Source organism: Streptomyces sp. NPDC029044, assembly GCF_040637495.1.
In the GTDB taxonomy this organism is placed as follows: domain Bacteria; phylum Actinomycetota; class Actinomycetes; order Streptomycetales; family Streptomycetaceae; genus Streptomyces.
On sequence record NZ_JBEZWN010000001.1, the window covers coordinates 102911 to 126297 of the forward strand.

Sequence of the window (23387 nt, forward strand, 5' to 3'; positions counted from 1 at the left end):
AAGGGTACGGGGGTTCGGTTCCCCCCTTGTCCGCCCGATCGTCCGCCCGCTCATCCGCCCAGCCGTGCCCCGCAGTGCGGCCAGGGGCTGGCCCCCCGCCGCACGTACAGCTTCTTCGCCCGGTACGTCTGCTCCGCCGCCGGGGCGTCCTGGGGGCGGCCGCTGCCGCCGAGGGCCTGCCAGGTGCGGGTGTCGAACTGGTAGAGGCCGCCGTAGGTGCCCGAGGAGTCGACCGCGTCGGGCCGGCCGCCGGACTCGCAGGCCGCGAGGCCCTGCCAGTCGAGGTGATCGGCCCCCTGCACCGAGGCGGGGCGCGGCTTGGTGCCGACCTTGACCACCTGCGGGCGCGGCTCGCGCACCACCTCGGACCTGATCCGGCGCGGCTTCTGCTTGACGCCGTTGACCGTGCGCAGGGAGAAGGTGACCCGGCGCAGGCCCGGCTCGCCCGCGTGCTCCACGACCTCCGTGCCCCGGAACAGGTCCGGGTCCTCCGTGCGCCGCACCTGGAACGGGATCGCCTCCTCGCGGACTTCCCTGCCGCCGGTGATCCGCAGCACGGTCACGGTCTGCCCGTCGCGCGGGAAGCTGCCCTGCGGGACCGACGTGGTGTCCTGGCCGTGCAGGGTGATCCCGGCCTCCTCGACGGCTTCCCGTACGGTCGCGGCGTTGGTGCGCACCGTGCGGGCGCGGCCGTCCGCCATGATCGTGACGGTGCGTTCGGTCCGCACGTCCAGGGCGAGCCCTTCGCGTCCGATGCGCCGGGAGCGCGACGCGGACACGTACGCGCCCTCCTGTCGCACGCCCAGCTGCCGCAGCGCTCCCTCCACCGTGTGGGCGGTCGTCCAGACCTCGCGCCGGTGCCCGTCGAGGGTGAGCCGTACGGGACGGGCGAAGTGGACGGCGACCTCGTCGCCGCTGCTGATCTCCGTGCCGGGTCCGGGCGCGACCACGTCGTGGGCGCCCACTACGACGCCCTCCTCCGCGAGCAGCTCGGTGACGTCGTCGGCGAAGGTGTGCAGGGTGCGTGCCCTGCCGTCGACGTTCAGCTCGATCGCCTTGTCCTTGGCGACGAACGCGGTGGTGCCGCCGGCCAGGAAGGCGACGACCAGGGCCTGCGGGAGGAGCCGCCGCATGGGGCTGTCCGGGCGCTCGGCGTAGCGCGCCTTGCGCCGGCGTGCGGATCTTCGGTGCGCGCCGGTGCGCGCCGCGGCACGCGATCCGGCGTGTCCACCCGGGTCCTGGCCCGGCTGTTCGACCGGCCCGGGCGCCGGCCCGTGGTCCGGAGCCCCCTGCCGGGGCAGCCCGGGCAGGGTCGGCGCCGCGTAGGCGGGCCGGTAGGTGTCCGCGTAGGCGGGCCGGTAGGTGTCCGCGTAGGCGGCGGGCGCCCCGGGCGTTCCTACGCCGAGCGTCTCGGCGCTGTGCAGATCGGCCGGTGGCGCGTCGAAACCGCCGTACACGGGGTCGGCGTAGGCCGGGCCATACGTCTCGTACGTCTCGTAAGTCTCGTACGTCTCGTACGTCTCGTACGTCTCGTATCGGGAGTTGCTCACGCCGACACGCTCCAGGGGCCGGAGGGGGTCCAGAGGGGTCCGGATCGGGCCCCCAGAACCTAGCGGAGCGTTCGTCACTCTCCAAAGCGACGCGGCTACGCACAGTAGTGCGGCCGGTGTCAGTACCCGAAGGCCCGTGCGGTGTTGGCGCCGAGCGCCGTGGCGAGGGTGTCCTCGTCGATGCCGCGCACCTCGGCCATGGCCCGCACGGTGACCGGCACGAGGTACGGGGCGTTGGGCCGCCCGCGGTAGGGCGCCGGGGTGAGGAAGGGCGCGTCCGTCTCGACGAGGAGGAGCTCCAGCGGGGCCACCGCCACCGCGTCCCGCAGGTTCTGGGCGTTCTTGAAGGTGACGTTGCCGGCGAAGGACATGAAGTAGCCCGCGCCCGCGCAGATCTCCGCCATCTCGGCGTCGCCGGAGTAGCAGTGGAAGACGGTCCGCTCGGGGGCGCCCTCCTCCTTCAGCACGCGCAGGACGTCGGCGTGGGCCTCGCGGTCGTGGATGACCAGGGCCTTGCCGTGCCGCTTGGCGATCTCGATGTGGGCGCGGAAGGACAGCTCCTGCGCGTCCTTGCCCTCGGGCCCGGTGCGGAAGTAGTCGAGGCCGGTCTCGCCGACGCCCTTGACCTGGGGCAACGCGGCGAGCCGGTCGATCTCGGCGAGGGCTTCGTCCAGCGCCGCCCGGCCGCCGGCTTCGCGGGCGCCCTGCCGCGACCAGCCGTCAGGGTCGCCGTGCACGATCCGGGGTGCCTCGTTCGGGTGCAGGGCGACCGTGGCGTGGACGGCGTCGTGGGCCGCCGCCGTGTCGGCCGCCCACCGGGAGCCCTTGAGGTCGCAGCCGACCTGCACGACCGTCGTCACTCCGACCGACGCCGCCTTCGCCAGTGCCTCCTCGACCGTGCCGGACTGCATGTCCAGGTGGGTGTGGGAGTCGGCGACCGGCACCCGCAGGGGCTCCGGAAGGGGCGGGGCCGCGTTCTTGTCCTGGCGGCCGGAGTCGTTCGAAGGCATGCCCCGATCCTACGAAAGGGGTACGCCCTCCCCGATGGGGGAGGATCGGGGAGGGCGTCGGACAAGGCGGCCGGACGGGTCAGCTCGCCTTGCGCTGGAAGGGGTGCAGCAGGTCGGACAGGTGCCAGTGGTGGTGCTCGCGCTCCTCACCCGCGGCCCCGGCCGGCGCCGCGGGCACTTCCACCGGCCCGGCGGGCGGCGGCACGCGGGAGGGCCGGTGCGCCGCGTCGCGCGCCGACGCGACCCGCCCGGGCCGCATGATCCGCACGACGTGGCTGTCGCAGTGGTGGCACTCGGGCCTGCTCAGCGGAGAGGGCACCACCTTGCCGTCCGCGACGTAGAGGACGAACTCGTGCCCCGCGGCGTCCGTATGGTGCTCTATCTCGTACGACTGCTCCCAGCCGTGCCCGCACCGCATACAGGCGAACGAGTAGGACTCGTTGACGACTGCGCTCGCACCGGCGCGGAGCCCGGTCTGCCCTGCGATCTCACTCATGCCAGCTCCTGTTCCGCTGTGCCGTGAGGACGATTCCGTCCCCGCAACCCAGTGGACTCCCCGGCCGGACCGATGGCAGCAGACCTGTCGACTGTTGGCCCCGATTTGGGCGTCCCTTGCCGTTGCACCCCTTGCGCTTTGCCCACCCATGGGGCGCACGCTCATTCGACATGCGCCCTGCTCAGAGGGGTTTGAGCGCCCCGTAAGGGGCGCGGGGAACTGCGCGATCAACCCCACACAACCGGCACCCCGCACAGCACCCCAAGGCCCCACCCCGAACCCGGCTAGGGAGCCGCGTTCTTCGCGGCGACCACCGCATCGAAGACCACCCGCTTCGGCACCCCGGCCTCCACCGCCACCGCCGCGATCGCCTCCTTGCGCCGCTCCCCCGCTTCCTCCCGCACCCGGACCCGCCGCACCAGCTCCTGGGGACCGACCTCCTCGGGCCCCTTCTCCGGCGCGCCCTCCACCACGACGGTGATCTCCCCGCGCACCCCCTCCGCGGCCCACGCGGCCAGGTCCGCGAGCCCGCCCCGCCGCACCTCCTCGTACGTCTTGGTCAGCTCCCGGCACACCGCGGCCCGCCGCTCCGCCCCGAACACCTCGGCCATCGCCGCCAGCGTGTCGTCGAGCCGGTGGGGAGCCTCGAAGTAGACGAGCGTCCGCCGCTCCCCGGCGACCTCCCGCAGCCGCCCCAGCCGCTCCCCCGCCTTGCGCGGCAGGAACCCCTCGAAGCAGAACCGGTCCACCGGCAGTCCGGACAGCGCGAGCGCGGTGAGCACCGCGGACGGCCCGGGCACGGCGGTGACCCGCACGTCCCGCTCGACCGCGGCGGCGACCAGCCGGTACCCCGGGTCGGACACGGACGGCATCCCCGCGTCCGTGACGAGCAGCACCCGCGCCCCGCCCACCAGCTCCTCGACCAGCTCCGGCGTCCGGGCGGACTCGTTGCCCTCGAAGTACGACACGACCCGCCCCCGGGGCGTGACGCCGAGTGCCTGGGTCAGCCGGCGCAGCCGCCGCGTGTCCTCGGCGGCGATCACGTCGGCTCCGGCCAGTTCCTCGGCGAGCCGGGGCGGGGCGTCCGCGATGTCGCCGATGGGGGTGCCTGCGAGTACGAGGGTTCCGATCACGCTCCCATCCTCCCAGGGGCGGCGGGGGCGGACTCCTCCCAGGGGCGGAGGATGCGGACGCATACCGGCCATGCACGGGACTCACACAGAACGGTTCCCTACGATGGCGCGGTGACCAGTACCGCGTCCTCCACGGACACCCGGCAGGGCCAGGCGCCGCTCGACCAGCGGCCGTCCTGGCAGCAGCGGCTGCGCCGCTTCGGCTACCAGGGGCAGCCCAGAAGCGACGCCCGCGACGTCCGTGACCGCCTGGTGCCGCCGTACACCGAGCCCTCCCCGCGCCTGTGGGCGGCGCTCGGCGTCCCGCACAAGCTCGCGGGCCGGCTCGTGCGCTGGTCGGGCTGGATCGGCCCGCTGCTCGTCACGCTGCTGGCCGGAGTGCTGCGGTTCTGGAACCTGGGCAGCCCCAGGGCGGTGATATTCGATGAGACGTACTACGCCAAGGACGCGTGGGCGCTGATCCACCGCGGGTTCGAGCTCAACTGGGACAAGAAGGCCAACGACCTGGTCCTGTCGTCGGGCGGGCACGTCACGCTCCCGACGGACGCCGCGTACGTCGTGCACCCGCCGGTCGGCAAGTACGTCATCGGACTCGGCGAGCTGATGTTCGGGTTCGACCCCTTCGGCTGGCGCTTCATGACGGCCGTGCTCGGCACGCTGTCCGTGCTGCTGCTGTGCCGGATCGGCCGCCGTCTGTTCCGCTCCACCTTCCTGGGGTGTCTGGCGGGCGCGCTGATGGCGGTGGACGGTCTGCACTTCGTGATGAGCCGCACGGCGCTGCTCGACGGTGTGCTGATGTTCTTCGTGCTGGCCGCGTTCGGCTGTCTGCTCGTCGACCGTGACCGGGCCCGCGCGAAACTCGCCGCGGCGCTGCCGCTCGACGAGGACGGCCGGGCCCGGCCCGACCGGCACACGGCCGAGACGGCCCGCCTGGGATGGCGCCCCTGGCGCTGGGCGGCGGGCCTGATGCTGGGCCTGGCCATCGGCACGAAGTGGAACGGCCTCTACATCCTGGCGGCGTTCTGCCTGATGGCGGTGTTGTGGGACGTCGGTTCACGGCGGGTCGCCGGTGCCCGGCACCCGTACGCGGCGGTCCTCAAGCGCGACACCGGCCTCGCGTTCCTCGCCACGGTCCCGGTCGCGCTGGTCACCTACCTGCTGTCCTGGACGGGCTGGATCCTCTCCGCCACGAACGGCTCCGGCGGCTACTACCGCAACTGGGCGGCGACCAGCGGCAAGGGCGGCAGCTGGACGTTCCTGCCCGACTGGCTGCGCAGCCTGTGGCACTACGAGCACCAGGTGTACGAGTTCCACGTCGGCCTGTCCTCGCCGCACACGTACCAGTCCAACCCGTGGAGCTGGCTCGTCCTCGGCCGCCCGGTGTCGTACTTCTACGAGTCCCCGGCCCCCGGCAAGGACGGCTGCCCCGCCGACGCCGGTGAGAAGTGCGCCCGCGAGGTCCTCGCCCTCGGCACGCCGCTGCTGTGGTGGGTCGCCTGCTTCGCCGTCCTCTACGTGCTGTGGCGCTGGTTCTTCCGCCGTGACTGGCGCGCGGGTGCCATCGCCTGCGGCATCGCGGCCGGCTACCTGCCCTGGTTCATGTACCAGGAGCGCACGATCTTCTTCTTCTACGCCGTCGTCTTCCTGCCGTTCCTGTGCCTGGCGGTGGCGATGCTCCTCGGCGCGATCATCGGTCCACCCCGCTCCAGCGACACCCGCCGCGTCGCGGGCGCCACCGCCGCGGGCGTCCTGGTCCTGCTGATCACCTGGAACTTCATCTACTTCTGGCCGCTCTACACCGGCCAGGCCATCCCGATCGACGACTGGCGGTCACGGATGTGGCTGGATACATGGGTTTGATCTGTGTTCGGTCAAAAATCGAAACTCCCGTCCCGGTAGCAACCGCTTACGCATAGAGTGCCCCCCGGCAACGAGCTTCTGAACGCGTTCAAAGGAGCGCGTGGGGCTCAACGGGGAGGGATCCGCCCATGGGCAAGGGGGTCAAAGCCGCCGTCATAGGCGGGGTGTTCGCGGTGATGGTGGGCGGGGCCGGATACGGCGCCTACAACATCGTGAGCGCGCTGAACGGTGACGGGGGCGGCACGGGCGGGGTGGCCGCGGAGAAGAAGTCGGGACCGCCCGACAAGGACGAGGTCGAGGAGACCACGGCCAAGTTCTTCTCGGCCTGGGAGAAGGGCGCCGCCGCCACGGCGGCCTCGTACACGAACAACGACGGCGCCGCCGAGCAGCTGCTCACCGCCTTCGGCGACGACGCGCACATCACCGACGTGAAGATCACGCCGGGCGCGGCCCGGGGCACCACCGTGCCGTACACGGTGAAGGCGAAGGTCGCCTACGACGGGAAGTCCAAGCCGCTCAGCTACAAGAGCCGGCTGACGGTCGTGCGCGGGCTGACCACCGGGCGGGCACTGGTCGACTGGCAGCCGTCCGTCGTGCACCCCGAGCTGAAGAAGGAGGACACCCTCGTCACCGAGCAGTCGGCCACGCCGCCCATCGAGGCCGTGGGCCGCGACGGCTCCGAGCTGACGAAGGAGAAGTACCCCTCCCTCGGCCCGATCCTGGACGCCCTGCGCGACAAGTACGGCGAGCAGGCCGGCGGCACTCCCGGCGTCGAGCTGGTCATCCGGCACCCCGGCGACGGTGCTCCCGACACTCCGCTGCTCACCCTCGCCAAGGGCAAGCCGGGCAAGCTCACCACCACGATCAGCCCGGGCGCGCAGGCGGCGGCCGAGAAGGCGGTCAAGCGGTTCGCCCAGTCGTCGGTGGTGGCCGTCAAACCCAGCACCGGCGAGGTGCTGGCCGTGGCCAACAACCGCACGGACGGCTTCAACGCCGCCTTCCAGGGCGAGGCGGCACCCGGCTCCACCATGAAGATCATCACCGCCGCGATGCTCATCGACAACGGCGTGACCTCCATGAACGGTCCGGCCCCCTGCCCGGACACCGCCGTGTGGCAGAGCCAGACGTTCAAGAACCTGACCGGCATGAAGCCCGACGAGAGCGCGACGCTCGCCAACAGCTTCATGCGGTCCTGCAACACCGCCTTCATCAAGCTCATCGACGAGAAGCCGCTCACGGACGCCTCGCTGACCCAGGAGGCCGAGGAGCGCTTCGGGCTGGGGCAGGACAACTGGAAGACCGGCATCGCCTCCTTCGACGGCAGCGTCCCCGCCGTCGACGGGCCGGACCGGGCGGCGGGCGCCATCGGGCAGGGCCAGGTGCAGATGAGCCCGCTGAACATGGCGTCGGTCACCGCGACCGCCATCACCGGCGCCTTCCGCCAGCCCTACCTGGTCTCGCCGGAGCTGGACGGCCGGGAACTGGCCCGGGCCCAGGGCCTGCGGGCGAGCACCGCCGCGCAGCTCAAGCAGATGATGCGGCTCACGGCCACGCAGGGCACCGCCGCGCAGGCCATGGCCGGTCTCGGCGGTGACATCGGCGCCAAGACCGGTTCCGCCGAGGTCGACGGCAACGCCAAGTCCAACAGCTGGTTCACCGGATTCCGGGACGACATCGCGGCGGCGGCCATGACCGAGGAAGGCGGTCACGGCGGCGACGCGGCCGGGCCGATTGTCGCAGCCGTGCTACGAACAGGTGGCTGATCTCACCTCCGCCGCACGGGACTCTAGGGTGGTGGCCGTCGTTGCAACATGGGACAGCTGAGGGCGACGGGGACCCTGGGGAATCTCGGAGGAACGGACAGCAGTGGGCAACAGAAGGCGCGTCGCCGAGCGACGGAAGACCAGACCCGCCGTGATCGGCGGGATGATCGCCGTGGTCGTCGTGGGCGCCGGGGCCGGTGCCTACGCGCTGTACGGCGGTGGCGCCGTCGCCGACGACGGGACGCGGTCCGCGGACCGGAAGCCCGAGGTGAAGACGGGCCCGCTGTCCCCCGCCGAGGTCACCACCGCCGCCCGTGCCTTCCTCACCGCCTGGCAGTCCCAGAAGGCCGACCGGGCCGCCGCGGCCACCGACGACGCGGCCGCGGCCCGGGCGCTCCTCACCGGCTACACCAAGGACGCCCACATCAAGGACGTCACCCTCACCCCGGGCAGGCCCACCGGCGACAAGGTGCCCTTCTCCGTCAAGGGCACGGTGTCCTACAAGGGCACCGACAAGCCGCTGGCGTACGAGAGCGCCCTGACCGTCGTGCGCCGCGCCGCCGACGGAAAGCCGCTGGTCGACTGGCACGCGGCGGTCGTCCACCCGGATCTGCGGGACGGCGACACCCTGGTCACCGGCGCGGCGGGCACGCCCCCGGTCAAGGCGCTCGACCGGGACGGCGGCGAACTGACCAAGAAGAAGTACGCCTCGATCGGCCCGATCCTGGACGGTCTGCGCGAGAAGTACGGCAAGGAGGCCGGCGGCAAGGCCGGCATCGAGTTGCGGGTGGTGCGCGGGAAGGCCGCCGAGGCGAAGGATCTCTCCGACAAGACCCTGCTGGAGCTGAGCGAGGGCACGCCCGGGACGGTGAAGACCACGCTGGACCCGAAGCTCCAGGCGGCGGCCGAGCAGCAGGTCGGGAAGAAGGCCCGGTCGTCGGTGGCGGTGGTGCGGGTGTCGACCGGTGAGATCCTGGCCGCCGCCAACGCCTCCCCCGGTTTCAACACCGCCTTCCTGGGTTCCCTGGCCCCGGGCTCCACGATGAAGGTCATCACCTCGTCGCTGCTGATCGAGAAGGGCCTGGCCTCGGCGGACAAGAAGCACCCGTGCCCGAAGTACTTCACGTACGGCCACTGGAAGTTCCAGAACGACGACAAGTTCCAGATCAAGAACGGCACGTTCAAGGCGAGCTTCGCCCGCTCCTGCAACACGGCCTTCATCAGCCAGGCCCCGAAGCTGAAGAACGACGACCTGACCAAGGAGGCCCAGCAGGTCTACGGCCTGGGGCTGAACAACTGGGCGATCGGTGTGCCGTCCTTCGACGGCTCGGTGCCCGTGCAGTCGGCCGCGCAGATGGGTGCCTCGCTCATCGGGCAGGGCGGTGTCCGCATGAACCCGCTGAACATGGCGTCGGTGTCGGCGACGGTCAAGGCCGGCACCTTCCACCAGCCGTACCTGGTCTCCCCGGACGTGGACGGGCGCACGCTGGCGAAGGCCGCGCGGACGATGCCGGCGAGCACCCTGTCCCAGCTGCGTGAGCTGATGGCGTACACCGCCGCGTACGGCACGGCCGCGGAGGCGATGGCCGGGGTCGGCGGCGACGTCGGTGCGAAGACCGGGTCCGCCGAGGTCGACGGGCAGAAGAAGCCGAACGGCTGGTTCACGGCCTACCGGGGCGACCTGGCCGCCGCGGGCGTGGTCCAGCAGGGCGGGCACGGCGGTTCGACGGCCGGTCCGATCGTGGCGGCCCTGCTGAAGGCGGGCGGCTGAACCCCCCCGGGGCACGAGGTCAGTGGGTCACGGGTTCCGCGGCGGCCATGTACGTCCGCCGCAGGAACCGCAGCAGCGCCTGCCGCTCGAACTGCACCACCGACACCCCTTGCGCGGAGTGGAACTCCACCACGACCTGCACCCGGCCGCACGGCCACACCCGCACCTCGCCGCTCCCGGCGGGGGCCCGCAGTCCCTCCTCCAGCAGCTCGCGGCTGAACACCCACTCGCGTCCTGCGGCGCCCGGCAGCGCCATGCGCACCTTCCGGGGGTCGTGGTCGGGGTCGTACCGCAGGGTGACCGGAACCGCCTCCAGCTCGTCGACGAGCGGCACGGCCGCGTCCGAGACGATGTGGGCTCGCGCGTACTGCTCGACTACGGACATCGGACGGCCCCTTCACCGTGCGCAATCCGAGTGGAAACCGTGCGTCCACTCCCTCTCCAATGTCGCATATTTTCCGGATTGCGCTTCTGGAGCCGGATATATCACGGGTGAGATAAAACGAGCATCACGCTCTTGCAAACCGTTCGCATCAAGCCACATCATCGAACGGTGCATGTACCTGACGGATTCATCAACGCGCCCACCTCCGCCGCCACCGGTGTGATCGCCGCGGGAGCCATCGCCGTGAGCCTGCGCGGCGCCCGCCGCGAGCTCGACGAGCGCACGGCGCCGCTGGCCGGGCTCGTGGCGGCGTTCATCTTCGCCGTGCAGATGCTGAACTTCCCCGTAGCCGCGGGGACCAGCGGCCATCTCCTCGGCGGTGCGCTGGCGGCGATACTCGTCGGCCCCTACACCGGGGTCCTGTGCGTCTCCGTCGTCCTGCTGATGCAGGGCATCCTGTTCGCGGACGGCGGTCTGACCGCGCTGGGCGTGAACATCACCAACATGGCGATCGTCACGACGGTCGTGGCCTACGCCCTGTTCCGCGGCCTGGTGAAGGTGCTGCCCCGCACCCGCCGGTCGGTCACCGCGGCCGCCTTCGTCGCGGCTCTGGTCTCCGTCCCGGCCGCCGCGCTGGCCTTCACGCTGATGTACGCGATCGGCGGCACCACCGACGTCTCGATCGGCAAGGTCGCCACCGCCATGGTCGGCGTGCACGTCCTGATCGGCATCGGCGAGGCCGTGATCACCGCGCTGACCGTGGGCGCGGTCATCGCCGTCCGCCCGGACCTGGTGTACGGGGCGCGCGGGCTGACGCAGAAGCTCAAGCTGCGGGTGAACGGCGAACTGGTCGACGCCCCCGCCGCCGAACCCGAGCCCGTGCCCGCCGCCCGGACCTCGCACCGCAAGGTGTGGGCGGCCGGTCTGGTCGCCTCCCTCGTGCTGGCCGGGTTCGTCAGCTTCTACGCCTCGGCGAACCCCGACGGCCTGGAGAAGGTCGCCGCCGACCACGGCATCGACGAGAAGGCCGAGGACCACGCGGTGGCCGACTCCCCGCTCGCCGACTACGGCGTCAAGGACGTCGACGACACCCGCCTGTCCGGCGGGCTGGCGGGTGTCATCGGCGTGGGCGTCACGGTCGTCGCGGGCACCGGTGTGTTCTGGGCGGTGCGCCGCCGCCGCACGGACGACACCTCCCCGTCGGAGACGTCGAGCGCGACGGACGCGACGGACACGACGGACACGGCGAGCACGAGCGTCTGACATGGGAGCCGGGCACGCGCACAAGCTGTACCGGCACGGGCACTCTCCCGTGCACGGCCTGCCGCCGCACACCAAGCTCGCGGCCGTCTTCGCCTTCGTGGTCGTCGTGGTGTCCACGCCGCGCGAGGCGATGTGGGCGTTCGGGCTGTACGCCGTGCTGCTCGGGGCCGTCGCGTGCGTCGCGCGCGTGCCCGCCGGCTTCCTGCTCAGGCGGCTGCTGATCGAGGTGCCGTTCGTCGCGTTCGCGGTGCTCATGCCGTTCGTGGCGGAGGGCGAGCGGGTCGACGTCCTCGGCCTGTCCCTGAGCGTGAACGGCCTGTGGGGCGCCTGGAACGTGCTCGCCAAGGGCACGCTCGGCGTCGCGGCGTCGGTGCTGCTGGCCGCCACGACCGAGCTGCGCGAACTGCTGCTGGGCCTCCAGCGCCTCAAGCTCCCGCCGCTGCTCGTGCAGATCGCCTCCTTCATGATCCGCTACGGCGACGTCATCACCGATGAGATGCGGCGCATGCGGATCGCCCGGGAGTCCCGCGGCTTCGAGGCCAAGGGCGTCAAGCACTGGGGCGTCCTCGCCAAGTCGGCCGGCGCGCTGTTCATCCGCTCCTACGAGCGCGGCGAGCGCGTGCACCTGGCCATGGTCAGCCGTGGCTACGCCGGCTCCATGCCCGTCATCGACGAGGTGACCGCGTCCCGGGCGCAGTGGTCGTACGCCTTCACCCTCCCCTGCGCCGCGCTGCTCGTCTGTCTGCTGGGATGGACCCTGTGACTGCTTCTCTGGAGGTCTCGGGCCTCGCTTTCGCCTACCCCGACGGGCACCAGGCCCTCTTCGGCGTCGACTTCTCGGTCGCGCGCGGTGAGCGGGTCGCACTGCTCGGGCCGAACGGCGCCGGCAAGACGACCCTCGTCCTGCACCTCAACGGCATCCTGACCGGCGGCGCCGGCACGGTGAAGGTCGCCGGGCTGCCCGTGGACAAGCGGAACATGGCCGAGGTCCGGCGCCGGGTCGGCATCGTCTTCCAGGACCCGGACGACCAGCTGTTCATGCCCACGGTCCGGGAGGACGTGGCGTTCGGGCCCGCGGCGGCCGGGCTGAAGGGGCCGGAGCTGGAGGAGCGCGTGCAGCGGGCGCTGGAGCGGGTCGGCATGGCGGAGTTCAAGGACCGGCCGCCGCACCACCTCTCCTTCGGTCAGCGCCGCCGGGTGGCCGTGGCGACCGTGCTGGCGATGGAGCCGGAGATCCTCGTGCTGGACGAGCCGTCCTCCAACCTCGACCCGGCCTCGCGCCGCGAACTGGCGGACATCCTGCGCTCCCTGGACGTGACCGTGCTGATGGTCACGCACGACCTGCCCTACGCCCTGGAGCTGTGCCCGCGCTCCCTGATCCTCAGCGACGGGGTGATCGCGGCCGACGGGCCGACCGGCGAGGTGCTCTCCGACAAGGAGCTGATGCGGGCCCACCGGCTGGAGCTGCCGTTCGGTTTCGATCCGCGTTCCGTCCCGGCGGTTCAGGCCCGTCCGTGACAATGGCCGCGTGACGAACGAGGAGAGCGCCGGACCACCGCTGCTGGACGACCAGCTGTGCTTCGCGCTGTACGCCGCCCAGCGCGCGGTGACGGCGGCGTACCGCCCGCTCCTCGACGAGCTGGGCCTGACCTACCCCCAGTACTTGGTGCTGCTGGTCCTCTGGGAGCGCGGTGAGACGACGGTGAAGGAGCTGGCCGCGGCCCTGCGCCTCGACTACGGCACGGTCTCGCCGCTGCTGAAGCGGCTGGAGGCGGCCGGTCTGGTCCGGCGTGAGCGGTCGGCGCGGGACGAGCGGTCGGTGCTCGTGGCCGTGACGGGGCGCGGGGAGGAACTCCGGGAGCGGGCGGGGCGGGTGCCCGGCGCGCTGGTCGCGGCGACGGGGCTCGACGGCACGGAGGCCGGGCGGCTGCGTGCGGAGCTGTGGCGGCTGGCCGAGCGGGCGGAGTCGGCGGCGGGCCGGGCCCGCTGACGGTTACCCGCGGTTGCCACCCCCTCGGCATGACAGGGGAGTTACCGGCCAGTACCTTGTGCACGATGTGTTTGTGCACACTTGGTTCCGGTGGAGGACAGCATGACTGACGGCCCCGCCGTCGACACCCGCCCGACGAAGATCATGTTCGTGGCGGAGGCCACCGCCCACGGTGGTCGCGAAGGCTACGTCACCAGCCAGGACGGACAGCTCGACCTCAAGGTCGCCATGCCCCCGCAGCTCGGCGGCGACGGCAACGGCACCAACCCCGAACAGCTCTTCGCGGCCGGCTACAGCTCCTGCTTCCACAACGCCCTGATCCTCGTCGGCAACCGTGAGGGCTACGACCTGACCGGCTCCACGGTCTCCGCGAAGGTCGGCATCGGCCCCAACCGGCAGCGCGGCTACGGCCTGGCGGTCGCCCTCAGCGTCTCCCTGCCGGTCGTCGACGCCGACCTCGCGACCAGGCTGGTGGACGCTGCCCACGAGGTCTGCCCGTACTCGAACGCGACCCGCGGGAACATCGACGTGACCATCCTGCTTGGCTAGAGGGGAACGGCCCGCAAGACGAGAGGTACCGACGTGGACGTGAACGGCACAGTCGCCGAGGGCTTCGAGCCGGTGAGGGACGCGTTCGTGCGGAACTTCGCGACGCTCGGGGACCGGGGCGCGGCGGTCGCCGTCTACCGGGACGGGCACAAGGTCGTCGATCTGTGGGGCGGCACCAAGGACGTCGACGGCACGGCCCCCTGGGAGCGCGGCACCGCGCAGGTCGTGCGCTCGGCGACGAAGGGGGTCGCCGCCGCCGTACTCCTGCTGCTGCATCAGCGCGGACAGCTGGACCTGGACGCGCCGGTGGGGCACTACTGGCCCGAGTTCAAGGCACGGGGCAAGGAGCGGGTGCTGGTCCGGCACGTGCTGAACCACCGCGCCGGGCTGCCGGTCCTCGACCGGCCGCTCACCCCTCAGGAGGCGCTCGACCCGCTGAAGGGCCCGGAGGCCGTCGCCGCGCAGACCCCCGCCTGGGAGCCCGGCACCGACCACGGTTACCACGCGCTCACCTACGGCTGGCTGCTCGACGAACTCGTGCGGCGCATCACCGGGCAGGGCACCGGACAGTGGCTCGCCTCCCAGGTCACCGGCCCGCTGGGGCTGGACCTCTGGCTGGGCCTGCCGGAGTCGGAGGCCGGCCGGGCCGGGCGGGTGGGCCGCGTGGAGGGAGCCGAGCCCACCGGAGGTCTGCGAGCCCGCCCGAAGCGTTCGGTCACCGAGGCCTACGAGGACCCGGCCTCCCTCACGCGCCGGGCGTTCGCCGCGATCTCCCCGTTCCCGGACCAGAACGATCCCGCCTACCGCGCGGCCGCCCTCCCCGCGACGAACGCCGTGGCGTCGGCGGACGGACTGGCCCGCTTCTACGCGACCCTGATCGGCGACACGGCCGGCGCCACGCGCCTGTTCACACCGGAGACGGTGGACCTGGCCCGGGCCGAGGAGTCGGCGGGCCCCGACCGGGTCCTGATGGTGGGCACCCGCTTCGGCCTCGGCTACATGCTGCACGGCAGCGCGTCGCCGTTCCTCACCCCGGGTTCCTTCGGCCACCCGGGCCGCGGCGGCGCCCTCGGCTTCGCCGACCCGGAGACGGGAATCGCCTTCGGCTACGTCACCAACGGCTTCCGCAAGACCGTGACGGCGGACCCGCGGGCGCAGGGGCTGGTGCGGGCGGTACGGGGCGCGCTTGGGGCCTAGTCCCCCTGCGCCCGGCTCGGTCCGGGACAGCCCCCGGGGCGTCAGGCCGCGATCAGCCGGGCGACCCGCTGGCCGTGCTCGGCGGCCTGCTCGTGCCCCGTCTTCATCGACTCCTCGGCCAGCCCTCGCAGCGACTCCATCTTCGGATCCCAGAACGCGTGGGTCAGCTCCGCCTCGGCTATGTGCAGGTCGAGGCCGAAGACGTCGGCCAGGATCCTGCGCAGATAGGGCGTGGCGTGGTCCCAGCCTTCCTTCGGGCTGCCGGGCCCGTAGCCGCCGCCCCGGCTCAACGTCAGGATCGCCGGCTTGCCCTTGAGCGGCCAGTCACCGTGCACCCCCACCACGGGGTGCTTGAGGATCAGGTCGATCCAGGTCTTGACCTGTTCCGGGACGTTCCAGTTGTACATCGGAACCGCGAACAGGAACGCGTCGGCGTCGAGGAGTTCCGCGCCGAGACGGTCGAGGAGCTCGTGCGCCTCGGCCGGGGCCGGTGCGGCCGGGTTGACGACTTCATGGGCGAGCGCGGTCCACGCGTCCCCGGGCAGGGGCTGGACGCCGAGGTCGCGCCGGGTCACGACCCCGCCCGGGTGCTGGGCGAGCCACGCCTGCTCGGCGGTGTCGGCGAGGGCGCGGCTCGCCGATCCTTCGGTACGGATGCTCGCGTCGAGACGGAACAGGTTCACGGTGCGGTACCTCCACAGAGTTCTGCTGTAACGCAGATAGTATGTCCAGCAGAACATCTTCTGGCAAGACCGTCTGTCGACATGCCGAATGCTGCTACGGTGATGGGATGTCCTCTGAACCCCGCGGCCGAGCGAGCAGCAGCGCTGAGTGTCCAGACCTGGACAACGACCTGGTGTGGGCCATTCGCATCATTTCGGGAGCGCTTCGGCGCGCTGCGGCCGAGGCCGCGGAGTCCCTGCCCGGAGGATCACGCGCCTACTTGGTGCTCATGGCGTTGGCCGCGACCGAAGGAAAGCCCCCCACGCAGCTCGAACTGGCCGGCCGCGTCGGCCTCGACCGAACGGTGATGACCTACCTTCTCGACGACCTGGAAGGGCTGGGTCTGCTGTCGCGACGCCCGAATCCGCGGGACCGGCGGGCTCGCCACGTGATCCTGACGGACGAAGGCCGAGCGCAGTTGCAGCGCGTGCGAACCGATGTCACGGCCACCGAATCACAGCTGCTCGCGGAGTTGAGCGAAGAGGACCGGGTCCAGTTCCGAGACCTCCTGGCCCGGGTCGCGCTCACCGCTCAGCGGGGCGCTCTGACAGAGTGAAGGGCTGCTCCTGCCGGACCGCGCCCCGCAGCCACGAGCCCGCCCGGGCACACCTTGGTATCGGCCCGACGCGAGAGCGTCCGAACGCCTCCCTCAGACGTGGATCGGGTGCGAGGTCCGCCCGGAGGCCTGGTCGATCTCCTCGTGGGCTTTGGTCAGCAACCGCATGGCGAGTTCGTTGAGCGCCCTCGCCCCGGCGATCTCCTCCCCGACCCTCGGCTGATTGGCGTCGGTCCGGTGCCAGCTCGCGTGACCGTGCGCCCGTACCTCGGAGCCGTCGGGCAGGCGGACCATCGCAGCCGCTCGCGTGTGCTGGTCGTCCTCCGTGAACTCCATCTCGACGTGCCACCCCACGGTGGTGTGCATCATGACGATCACCTCCGGAACGCTTAGTTCCAGGGTGCTCCTCGCGCGGGCCGGGCGCACCCGTCCGACGGGCCCCTATCCGCCGTGCAGCATCAGCCCGATGCCGACGACGAGCAGCCCGGCCGCCGCGATCCTCGGCGCGCCGAATCTCTCCTTGAAGAACACCGCCCCGATCGCCGCGCCCACGATGATCGACGACTCGCGCAGGGCCGCGATGGGGGCGAGTTCGGCCCGGGTCTGGGCCCACAGGACGAGGGCGTAGGCGGCGACGGACAGCGCGGCCCCGAGCAGCCCGAGCCCGGCGAAGGGCCGGAGCCGCACGACCGTGTCGCCGCGCCAGTGCCGTGCCGCGTAGGCGGGGATGACGACCCCCTGCACCGCCATCAGCCAGGCGATGTAGCCGAGGGAGGAGCCGGAGGCCCGTACGCCGAGGCCGTCGACGACGGTGTACACCGCTATGGTCAGCCCGGTCGCCAGGGCCGCGCCGATCGCCGCCCAGTCGGGCCGCCGCCCGCGCAGCCCCCACAGGGCGACGCCGGTCAGCCCCGCGCAGGACAGGGCGATCCCGGCGGCGGCCCACCCGTCGGGCACCTCGTGCGCGAAGAGGGCGGCGAGCAGGGTCACGACCAGCGGCGCGGTGCCCCGGGCGATGGGGTAGGCCTGCCCGAAGTCGCCCAGCCGGAAGGACTTCATCAGCAGGGCGTAGTAGGCGATGTGGACGGCGGCGGAGGCGAGCAGGTACGGCCACGCTCCGGCCGCCGGGAACGCCACGAAGGGTGCCAGGGCCAGTCCGATGAGGACCCCGCCGCCCGAGATCAGCGCGAAGCCGGCCAGCTTGTCGGTGATCTTGTGGGCGATGGCGTTCCAGCTGGCGTGGGTGACGGCGGCGAGCAGGACGGCGGCCGTGACCAGAGGAGTCACGCGGTGCGCTCGCGCACGTCCACCAGGGTGCCGTCGGCGTGGGCGACGAGGTCTTCGGGGGCCATAGGGAACACGGCGTAGGGCGTCCCAGCCGCGGCCCAGACGACGTCGTGCTCCAGCAGGGACCGGTCGGCGAGCACGCGGGTCCTGGTCCGGTGCCCGAAGGGCGGCACACCGCCGATGGCGTACCCGGTGGTCTCCCGTACGACGTCGACCTTGGCCCGGGTGACCTTGTCGGCGCCGAGTTCCTTGCGGACCAGTTCGAGGTCGACCAGGGAGGACCCATCCATGAGCACCAGCACCGGCACCCCATCGGCTGCGAAGATCAGCGACTTGCAGATCTGGCTCAGCTCGCACCCGATCGCGGCGGCGGCCTCGGAGGCGGTACGGGTGGCATCGTGAAACCGTCGGACCTTGCCCACGACATCCCCGAGCCCCAGCTCCCGCAGGGCCTCGGCGAATCGGGGGTGGGCTCCGGAGCCCTCGGCGTCAGTGGCGGCTGTCGTCGTCATGCCCTGCACGCTAGCGGTAGGTGTAGAGGACAAGCGAGACCGTTTCAGCCGGTGGCGTCCTCCGGCCGGACGTCCGCGAACTCCCACCAGGCGAGCGGCAGCCAGTCGCCGTCGACGAAACCGTCGACGGATCCGCCGGTGCCCTGGATGGCCACGCGGGTCCCGACCGGGTAGGTGGTGCCGGACAGTCCGGAGACCGCCACGAGAAGGGTGCCGATACGACGAGACAAAGCCCTACTTCCTTTCTCCACTGGGTGCAAATCGTCTCATCATGCACCAGCCTGGTATATGAGCCACGGCACAGACGGAGGTGCTTGACGATGAGGGCTGTCGTATACAAGGGGCCCTTCGAGGTAGCGATAGAGCAAGTGGAGGATCCACGCATTCAGCACCCGAACGACGTGCTCGTCCGGGTCACGTCAACGGCGATCTGCGGCTCCGACCTGCACATGTACGAGGGCCGCACGGCCGCGGAGCCGGGCATCGTGTTCGGCCACGAGAACCTCGGCGTCGTCGAGGAGACAGGAGAGGGGGTCACGACCCTCAGCAAGGGTGACCGGGTGGTCATGCCGTTCAATGTGGCCTGCGGGTTCTGCAAGAACTGTTCGGCGGGCTTCACGGGGTTCTGCCTGACGGTGAACCCGGGCTTCGCGGGCGGCGCCTACGGCTATGTCGCCATGGGCCCCTATACGGGCGGCCAGGCGGAGTACGTACGGGTCCCGTATGCCGACTTCAACTGCCTGAAGCTCCCGGAGGGCACCGAGAAGGAGACCGACTTCGTCCTGCTCGCGGACATCTTCCCGACGGGCTACCACGGCAACGAACTGGCCGACGTGCGCCCCGGTGACACGGTCGCCGTGTACGGCGCCGGTCCGGTCGGGCTGATGGCGGCCTACTCCGCGATGCTGCGCGGTGCGAGCAAGGTGTTCGTGGTCGACCGGGTGGCGGAACGTCTCCAGAAGGCCGAGGAGATCGGCGCGGTCCCGATCGACTTCACCCAGGGCAACCCGGCGGAGCAGATCAAGGAGCAGACCGAAGGCCAGGGGACCGACAAGGGCATCGACGCGGTGGGCTACCAGGCCCAGGCGCAGGGCGAGGACCGCGAGGAACCGGCGATCGTTCTGAACTCCCTGGTCGAAACGGTCCGTCCGACGGGCGCGCTCGGCATCCCCGGCCTGTACGTCCCGAGCGATCCGGGCGGTCCGGACGAGCAGTCCAAGAAGGGCATGCTCATGGTCTCCGTCGGACGCCTCTTCGAGAAGGGGCTCCGCATGGGCACCGGGCAGTGCAACGTCAAGCGGTACAACCGCCACCTGCGGGACATGATCATCGAGGACCGTGCGAAGCCCAGCTTCGTCGTCTCGCACGAGCTGCCGCTCGACCAGGCATCGTCGGCGTACGAGAAGTTCGACAAGCGCGTCGAGGGCTACACGAAGGTGGTCCTCCACCCACAGGCGGCGTAGGAGGCCCGGCCGGGCCGGCTGTCACTCGGTGACGTACGCGAGGAACGACTCCCACGTGGCGGAGGCGACCGTCACGTGGGGAGTCCCCGGGGTCTTGGAGTCCCGGACGTGGATCATGGCGGGGGTGTGGGCGACCTCGACGCAGTCGTTTATGTCACTGCTGCTGCTGTAGCTGCTCTTGAACCAGTGGAGTTCCGGGACACTCATAGTTCTCCCAGCTTCCGCTCGATGAAGGCCAGCGACTCCCTCGGCGTGAGAGCCTGCGCCCGGATCATTCCATAGCGCAGCTCAAGGATGCGAAGATCCCGAGGACTTGAGACCGGGCGGCCGTTGAACGCCCCTCCGGAGCGTCCGATCGCCGTGCCATCGGCGAACTTCAGCACCTCGATCAGCCCTTGGATTCCCGCGTGCTCCTCACGGTCGGTTGGCATGACCTGGAGCATGACGTTCCTCAACTGCCCTACCTCCAAAAGGTATTCGAGCTGTCGACGCAGGACCATTCTCCCACCGTGAGGGCGTTCGAGCGTCACTTGCTCCTGGACGAAACTGAGCGTGGGGGCGGGCTCCCGCTCGAAGACCGACTTCCGGGCCGCACGCGCGGCCACTCCCCGCTCGACCTCGCTCGGCGTATATGCGGGCTGGTGCATTTCGAACAGCGCCCTCGCATACTCCGGCGTCTGGAGCAGCCCGTGGATGTTGTGGTGGCTGTAGAGCAGCATCTCCACCGCCCGCTCCTCCAACTGCGCCAGCTCCCGCACCTTCTTGGGATACCGAGCCCTCTCCATGTCCTTCGTGAACGCCCTCAGATGCCCGTGGGCATTCAGCGCCCGGTCCGCCCTGTCCAGGTACTCCGGTCGGGGAATCCGTGCTCCCCGTTCCATCTTGCGGATCATGTCCTCGCCGTAGCCGAGCACCTCGCCCAGTTCGGCGACCCGCATGCCCGCCGCCTCGCGGCACACCTTCAGCAGCTTCCCCACCGCCTGGACCAGCGGCTCGATCTCGTCGCCCGGTTCGACATCCCAGCCGGCCTCGTCGACAGCCTCGTTCATGCCCCACCTCCATCGCGCAGCCGTACCCGTACAACGACCGGGACAGCCGAGACAGCACGAGACAAGCTCCGGACAGTAGCGGTACGCACACGTGCTGCGGCCGGTCGCTGCGCGCGGACTCCGCCACGCTGAGTCACATGAACCACGAGACCGCCATCCGCAACTTCAGCCTGCTGCTCTCCCCTACACCGCGGGGAGCCCGGCTGGCCCGGCTCCTCGCCGTGGAGCAACTCCGCTCGTGGGGGCTGCCGTTGGACCCTGCGGAGCAGATCGTCGCCGAGCTCGCGGCCAATGCCGCCACCCACGGGCGCGTCCCCGGGCGGGACTTCCGGCTGAAGCTCTACGTCGTCGGCGGCACCTTGCGTATCGAGGTCACGGACACGCGCGGTGACCGGCTTGCGCACCCCGCCCGGCCGGCCCCGGACGCCACCACCGGCCGGGGCCTCCTCCTGGTGGCCGCCCTCGCCGACCGCTGGGGCGTGGTTCCGGGCCCACACCCGCGCAAGACGGTGTGGGCCGAAGTAGGCGGGCTCGCATGAGAGGCCGGTGAGGGCGCACCGTCCCCACGGTGCCCTCACCGGCCGGTCCTCGTACGGGCCCGTCAGACGCGGACCGGTTCCCTGTCGTCGTCGCCGGAGGCGGTGCGCAGGCCCTCGCCCTCCACGTCGACGTTGGGGAGCGCGCGGTCGAGCCACGTGGGCAGCCACCAGGCCTTGCGGCCGAGGAGGGCCAGGACGGCCGGGACGATGGCCATGCGGACGACGAACGCGTCGAAGAACACCGCGATCGCGAGGCCGAAGCCGATCATCTTGACCATGGACTCGGACGAGCCGATGAAGCCGGCGAAGACGGCCATCATGATGACCGCGGCGGCGGTGACGACCCGGGCGCCGTGCCGGAACCCGGTGACCACGGCCTGCGCGGGCTTCTCGCCGTGCACGTAGGCCTCCCGCATCCGGGTCACGAGGAACACCTCGTAGTCCATCGCCAGGCCGAAGACCACGCCGACCATGAAGATCGGCATCATCGACATGACCGGCCCGGTCTGCTCCACGCCCATCAGGCCGGACAGCCAGCCCCACTGGAAGACCGCGACGACCGCGCCGAGGGCCGCCATCACCGACAGCAGGAAGCCGAGGGCCGCCTTCAGCGGGACCAGGATCGAGCGGAACACCACGATCAGCAGGAGGAAGGCCAGCCCGACGACCAGCACGAGGTAGGGCACCAGCGCGTCGTTGAGCTTCTCGCTGACGTCGATGTTCATCGCCGTGCTGCCGGTGACCAGGACGTTCGCGTCCGTGCCGGCCTTGATGTCCGCGCCCGCGTCCCGGATCCCGTGCACCAGGTTCTCCGTGGTGACGGAGGACGGCTTGGAGCCGGGGATGACGGTGATGGTGGCGGTGTCACCGGCCTTGTTGGGCTGCGCCGGCGTGACCGTGACGACGTCCTTCAGGTCCCTGATCCGGTCGCCGGTCTCGGCGAAGACCGCCTTGGGGTCGTCGCTGTCCTTCGCGTCGACGACGACCATCAGCGGGCCGTTGAACCCCGGCCCGAAGCCCTCGGACAACAGGTCGTAGGCGCGGCGCTGGGTGGTGGAGGTGGGCTGGGAGCCGTCGTCGGGCAGGCCCAGTTCGAGGGAGGTCGCCGGGACGGCGGCCGCGCCGAGGCCGATGACGCCGAGCAGCAGGACCGCGACCGGGCGGCGGACGACGAAGCTCGCCCAGCGCGTGCCCAGGTTCGGCTTGGCCGGCCGGTCCTTCTTCTTCGCCCGGCCGAGGAGCTTGCCCTTCTCCCCCATCGGCCTGACCTTGCGGCCCGCGTAGCCGAGCAGGGCCGGGACCATCGTCAGGGCGATCAGCACCGCGATGGCCACCGTGCCCGCGGCCGCGATGCCCATCTTCGTCAGCATCGGGATGTTGACGACGGACAGGCCCACCAGGGCGATGACCACGGTCAGGCCCGCGAAGACCACCGCGGAGCCCGCCGTGCCGACGGCCCGGCCCGCCGCCTCCTCGCGCTCGCGGCCCTCGGCCAGTTCGGCGCGGTAGCGGGAGACGATGAACAGGGCGTAGTCGATGCCGACGGCCAGGCCGATCATCATCGCGAGGATGGAGGTGGTCGAGCCGAGGTCCAGCGCACTGGCCAGGCCCGTGATCGCGGAAACGCCGATGCCCACGCCGATGAGCGCCGTCAGCAGCGGCAGCCCGGCCGCGACCAGCGAGCCGAAGGTGATGACCAGGACGACCGCGGCGACCGCGATGCCGATGATCTCGCTGGAGCCGGTGTGCGGGACCGCCTGGAGCGCGTCACCGCCGATCTCGACGGTCAGCCCGGCCTCGCGCGCGTCCTGCGCGGTGTCCTTGAGGGCGTCCTTCGCGGCGTCGTCCAGCTCCATGCCGGAGACCTTGTACGACACCTGCGCGTAGGCGATCGTGCCGTCCTTGCTGACGGCCTTCGCCTGGTAGGGGTCGGTGACGCGGACGACCTCGGAGCCGTCGGACAGCTCCTTCACGGTTTCCTGGACGGTCGCCTTGTTCCCCGGGTCGGTCATCTTCTCGCCGCTCGGCGCCTTGAAGACGACGCGTGCGGTGGCTCCGTCGGCACTGGTGCCGGGGAAGCGCTGCTCCAGCAGGTCGAAGGCCTTCTGGGCCTCGGTGCCGGGGATGGAGAACGAGCTGTTGCCCGCAGCGGGGGCGCCGGCCGCGCCGACACCGGCGAGGGTCAGCAGCGCCACCCATATCAGGGCGACGAAGTGCCGCCGCCGGAACGAGAGCCGGCCGAGTTTGTAGAGGAAAGTGGCCACGAGGGCGTACTCCCGGTCAGTCGTGGG

The 23387-nt window shown here is 71.3% G+C and carries 25 protein-coding genes; 12 read left to right on the forward strand and 13 right to left on the reverse strand.

Features of this window, described 5'->3' with window-relative positions; genetic code table 11:
- Nucleotides 1–50 precede the first annotated feature (50 nt).
- From AB0E85_RS00455 to rsmI, 4 genes are all read right to left on the reverse strand, one after another.
- Nucleotides 51–1550, reverse strand: a complete 1500-nt coding sequence (locus AB0E85_RS00455) for a ubiquitin-like domain-containing protein (protein ID WP_361920951.1) — start codon at nt 1548–1550, stop codon at nt 51–53.
- Nucleotides 1551–1669: 119 nt separating this feature from the next.
- The gene (locus AB0E85_RS00460) at nt 1670–2560 is read right to left on the reverse strand and encodes a TatD family hydrolase (protein ID WP_361920953.1); all 891 of its coding nucleotides are present in this window, start codon (nt 2558–2560) and stop codon (nt 1670–1672) included.
- A 79-nt stretch (nt 2561–2639) separates the two neighbouring features.
- Nucleotides 2640–3056 carry a hypothetical protein gene (locus AB0E85_RS00465; RefSeq protein ID WP_361920955.1) on the reverse strand — a complete coding sequence of 139 codons (417 nt, stop codon included), beginning with the start codon at nt 3054–3056 and terminating at the stop codon, nt 2640–2642.
- A gap of 284 nt (nt 3057–3340) precedes the next feature.
- Nucleotides 3341–4189 carry a 16S rRNA (cytidine(1402)-2'-O)-methyltransferase gene (gene rsmI, locus AB0E85_RS00470; protein WP_361920957.1) on the reverse strand — a complete coding sequence of 283 codons (849 nt, stop codon included), beginning with the start codon at nt 4187–4189 and terminating at the stop codon, nt 3341–3343.
- Between the two features lie 111 nt (nt 4190–4300).
- Between rsmI and AB0E85_RS00475 the strand changes: the two genes are divergently transcribed.
- From AB0E85_RS00475 to AB0E85_RS00485, 3 genes are all read left to right on the forward strand, one after another.
- Entirely contained in the window at nt 4301–6049 is a 1749-nt protein-coding gene (locus AB0E85_RS00475; protein WP_361920959.1) for a phospholipid carrier-dependent glycosyltransferase, read from the forward strand.
- 128 nt (nt 6050–6177) lie between these two features.
- The gene (locus tag AB0E85_RS00480) at nt 6178–7812 is read left to right on the forward strand and encodes a penicillin-binding transpeptidase domain-containing protein (RefSeq protein WP_361920961.1); all 1635 of its coding nucleotides are present in this window, start codon (nt 6178–6180) and stop codon (nt 7810–7812) included.
- Between the two features lie 103 nt (nt 7813–7915).
- Complete coding sequence (locus tag AB0E85_RS00485; protein WP_361920963.1) at nt 7916–9583, forward strand: penicillin-binding transpeptidase domain-containing protein; 1668 nt, start codon at nt 7916–7918, stop codon at nt 9581–9583.
- 19 nt (nt 9584–9602) lie between these two features.
- Here AB0E85_RS00485 and AB0E85_RS00490 read toward each other — a convergent pair whose 3' ends face one another.
- Entirely contained in the window at nt 9603–9968 is a 366-nt protein-coding gene (locus AB0E85_RS00490; RefSeq protein ID WP_033312101.1) for an SsgA family sporulation/cell division regulator, read from the reverse strand.
- Nucleotides 9969–10136: 168 nt separating this feature from the next.
- On the opposite strand from AB0E85_RS00490, the gene AB0E85_RS00495 reads away from it, so the two are divergent.
- The 6 genes from AB0E85_RS00495 to AB0E85_RS00520 all read left to right on the forward strand — a co-directional run bounded on the left by AB0E85_RS00495 (nt 10137) and on the right by AB0E85_RS00520 (nt 14967).
- The gene (locus AB0E85_RS00495) at nt 10137–11231 is read left to right on the forward strand and encodes an energy-coupling factor ABC transporter permease (protein ID WP_361920965.1); all 1095 of its coding nucleotides are present in this window, start codon (nt 10137–10139) and stop codon (nt 11229–11231) included.
- Nucleotide 11232: 1 nt separating this feature from the next.
- Nucleotides 11233–11994, forward strand: a complete 762-nt coding sequence (gene cbiQ / locus AB0E85_RS00500; RefSeq protein WP_361920967.1) for a cobalt ECF transporter T component CbiQ — start codon at nt 11233–11235, stop codon at nt 11992–11994.
- Nucleotides 11982–12749, forward strand: coding sequence for an ABC transporter ATP-binding protein (locus AB0E85_RS00505; RefSeq protein WP_361920968.1), 768 nt, complete (start codon nt 11982–11984; stop codon nt 12747–12749). Before cbiQ ends, AB0E85_RS00505 begins: the two co-directional genes overlap by 13 nt.
- Nucleotides 12750–12759: 10 nt before the next feature.
- The gene (locus tag AB0E85_RS00510; protein ID WP_361920970.1) at nt 12760–13221 is read left to right on the forward strand and encodes a MarR family transcriptional regulator; all 462 of its coding nucleotides are present in this window, start codon (nt 12760–12762) and stop codon (nt 13219–13221) included.
- A gap of 102 nt (nt 13222–13323) precedes the next feature.
- Nucleotides 13324–13770, forward strand: coding sequence for an organic hydroperoxide resistance protein (locus tag AB0E85_RS00515; protein ID WP_361920972.1), 447 nt, complete (start codon nt 13324–13326; stop codon nt 13768–13770).
- A 33-nt stretch (nt 13771–13803) separates the two neighbouring features.
- Nucleotides 13804–14967 (forward strand): serine hydrolase domain-containing protein, encoded by a 1164-nt coding sequence (locus AB0E85_RS00520; RefSeq protein ID WP_361920974.1) that lies wholly within the window; start codon nt 13804–13806, stop codon nt 14965–14967.
- Between the two features lie 41 nt (nt 14968–15008).
- On the opposite strand, the gene AB0E85_RS00525 is transcribed toward AB0E85_RS00520, so the two are convergent.
- Nucleotides 15009–15650: an NAD(P)H-dependent oxidoreductase gene (locus AB0E85_RS00525; RefSeq protein WP_361920975.1), complete on the reverse strand. Its 642-nt coding sequence runs from the start codon at nt 15648–15650 to the stop codon at nt 15009–15011.
- 107 nt (nt 15651–15757) lie between these two features.
- Between AB0E85_RS00525 and AB0E85_RS00530 the strand changes: the two genes are divergently transcribed.
- Entirely contained in the window at nt 15758–16246 is a 489-nt protein-coding gene (locus tag AB0E85_RS00530) for a MarR family transcriptional regulator (protein WP_361920977.1), read from the forward strand.
- 93 nt (nt 16247–16339) lie between these two features.
- Here the strand turns inward: AB0E85_RS00530 and AB0E85_RS00535 are convergent, their stop codons facing one another.
- The 4 genes from AB0E85_RS00535 to AB0E85_RS00550 all read right to left on the reverse strand — a co-directional run bounded on the left by AB0E85_RS00535 (nt 16340) and on the right by AB0E85_RS00550 (nt 18275).
- On the reverse strand, nt 16340–16615 hold the full coding sequence (locus tag AB0E85_RS00535) for a DUF1876 domain-containing protein (RefSeq protein WP_361920979.1): 276 nt from the start codon (nt 16613–16615) through the stop codon (nt 16340–16342).
- Between the two features lie 72 nt (nt 16616–16687).
- On the reverse strand, nt 16688–17533 hold the full coding sequence (locus AB0E85_RS00540) for a DMT family transporter (RefSeq protein WP_361920981.1): 846 nt from the start codon (nt 17531–17533) through the stop codon (nt 16688–16690).
- Nucleotides 17530–18045 carry a YbaK/EbsC family protein gene (locus AB0E85_RS00545; RefSeq protein ID WP_361920983.1) on the reverse strand — a complete coding sequence of 172 codons (516 nt, stop codon included), beginning with the start codon at nt 18043–18045 and terminating at the stop codon, nt 17530–17532. The genes AB0E85_RS00540 and AB0E85_RS00545 overlap by 4 nt, the downstream gene beginning before the upstream one ends.
- Before the next feature lie 44 nt (nt 18046–18089).
- Entirely contained in the window at nt 18090–18275 is a 186-nt protein-coding gene (locus tag AB0E85_RS00550; protein ID WP_102910814.1) for a hypothetical protein, read from the reverse strand.
- Between the two features lie 90 nt (nt 18276–18365).
- On the opposite strand from AB0E85_RS00550, the gene AB0E85_RS00555 reads away from it, so the two are divergent.
- Nucleotides 18366–19508, forward strand: a complete 1143-nt coding sequence (locus tag AB0E85_RS00555; RefSeq protein WP_361920985.1) for a glutathione-independent formaldehyde dehydrogenase — start codon at nt 18366–18368, stop codon at nt 19506–19508.
- A gap of 21 nt (nt 19509–19529) precedes the next feature.
- On the opposite strand, the gene AB0E85_RS00560 is transcribed toward AB0E85_RS00555, so the two are convergent.
- Together AB0E85_RS00560 and AB0E85_RS00565 are read right to left on the reverse strand one after the other, a co-directional pair.
- Nucleotides 19530–19715, reverse strand: coding sequence for a DUF397 domain-containing protein (locus AB0E85_RS00560; protein WP_361920987.1), 186 nt, complete (start codon nt 19713–19715; stop codon nt 19530–19532).
- Nucleotides 19712–20557, reverse strand: coding sequence for a helix-turn-helix transcriptional regulator (locus AB0E85_RS00565; protein WP_361920989.1), 846 nt, complete (start codon nt 20555–20557; stop codon nt 19712–19714). Before AB0E85_RS00565 ends, AB0E85_RS00560 begins: the two co-directional genes overlap by 4 nt.
- A gap of 137 nt (nt 20558–20694) precedes the next feature.
- Here AB0E85_RS00565 and AB0E85_RS00570 point away from each other — a divergent pair, with 137 nt between their 5' ends.
- Nucleotides 20695–21096 (forward strand): ATP-binding protein, encoded by a 402-nt coding sequence (locus AB0E85_RS00570; protein ID WP_361920991.1) that lies wholly within the window; start codon nt 20695–20697, stop codon nt 21094–21096.
- A 62-nt stretch (nt 21097–21158) separates the two neighbouring features.
- Here AB0E85_RS00570 and AB0E85_RS00575 read toward each other — a convergent pair whose 3' ends face one another.
- Nucleotides 21159–23360, reverse strand: coding sequence for an MMPL family transporter (locus AB0E85_RS00575; RefSeq protein ID WP_361920993.1), 2202 nt, complete (start codon nt 23358–23360; stop codon nt 21159–21161).
- Nucleotides 23361–23387: the final 27 nt, after the last annotated feature.

Excerpts from the sequence above, each read along its gene's own strand:
- AB0E85_RS00465 (WP_361920955.1), bottom strand. The coding sequence starts at position 3,056 with ATGAGTGAGATCGCAGGGCAGACCGGGCTCCGCGCCGGTGCGAGCGCA.
- AB0E85_RS00545 (WP_361920983.1), bottom strand. The coding sequence starts at position 18,045 with ATGACGACGACAGCCGCCACTGACGCCGAGGGCTCCGGAGCCCACCCC.
- AB0E85_RS00570 (WP_361920991.1), top strand. The coding sequence starts at position 20,695 with ATGAACCACGAGACCGCCATCCGCAACTTCAGCCTGCTGCTCTCCCCT.
- cbiQ (WP_361920967.1), top strand. The coding sequence starts at position 11,233 with ATGGGAGCCGGGCACGCGCACAAGCTGTACCGGCACGGGCACTCTCCC.
- AB0E85_RS00530 (WP_361920977.1), top strand. The coding sequence starts at position 15,758 with ATGTCCTCTGAACCCCGCGGCCGAGCGAGCAGCAGCGCTGAGTGTCCA.
- AB0E85_RS00560 (WP_361920987.1), bottom strand. The coding sequence starts at position 19,715 with ATGAGTGTCCCGGAACTCCACTGGTTCAAGAGCAGCTACAGCAGCAGC.
- AB0E85_RS00565 (WP_361920989.1), bottom strand. The coding sequence starts at position 20,557 with ATGAACGAGGCTGTCGACGAGGCCGGCTGGGATGTCGAACCGGGCGAC.
- AB0E85_RS00460 (WP_361920953.1), bottom strand. The coding sequence starts at position 2,560 with ATGCCTTCGAACGACTCCGGCCGCCAGGACAAGAACGCGGCCCCGCCC.
- AB0E85_RS00505 (WP_361920968.1), top strand. The coding sequence starts at position 11,982 with ATGGACCCTGTGACTGCTTCTCTGGAGGTCTCGGGCCTCGCTTTCGCC.
- AB0E85_RS00515 (WP_361920972.1), top strand. The coding sequence starts at position 13,324 with ATGACTGACGGCCCCGCCGTCGACACCCGCCCGACGAAGATCATGTTC.
- AB0E85_RS00555 (WP_361920985.1), top strand. The coding sequence starts at position 18,366 with ATGAGGGCTGTCGTATACAAGGGGCCCTTCGAGGTAGCGATAGAGCAA.
- AB0E85_RS00490 (WP_033312101.1), bottom strand. The coding sequence starts at position 9,968 with ATGTCCGTAGTCGAGCAGTACGCGCGAGCCCACATCGTCTCGGACGCG.
- AB0E85_RS00535 (WP_361920979.1), bottom strand. The coding sequence starts at position 16,615 with ATGATGCACACCACCGTGGGGTGGCACGTCGAGATGGAGTTCACGGAG.
- AB0E85_RS00480 (WP_361920961.1), top strand. The coding sequence starts at position 6,178 with ATGGGCAAGGGGGTCAAAGCCGCCGTCATAGGCGGGGTGTTCGCGGTG.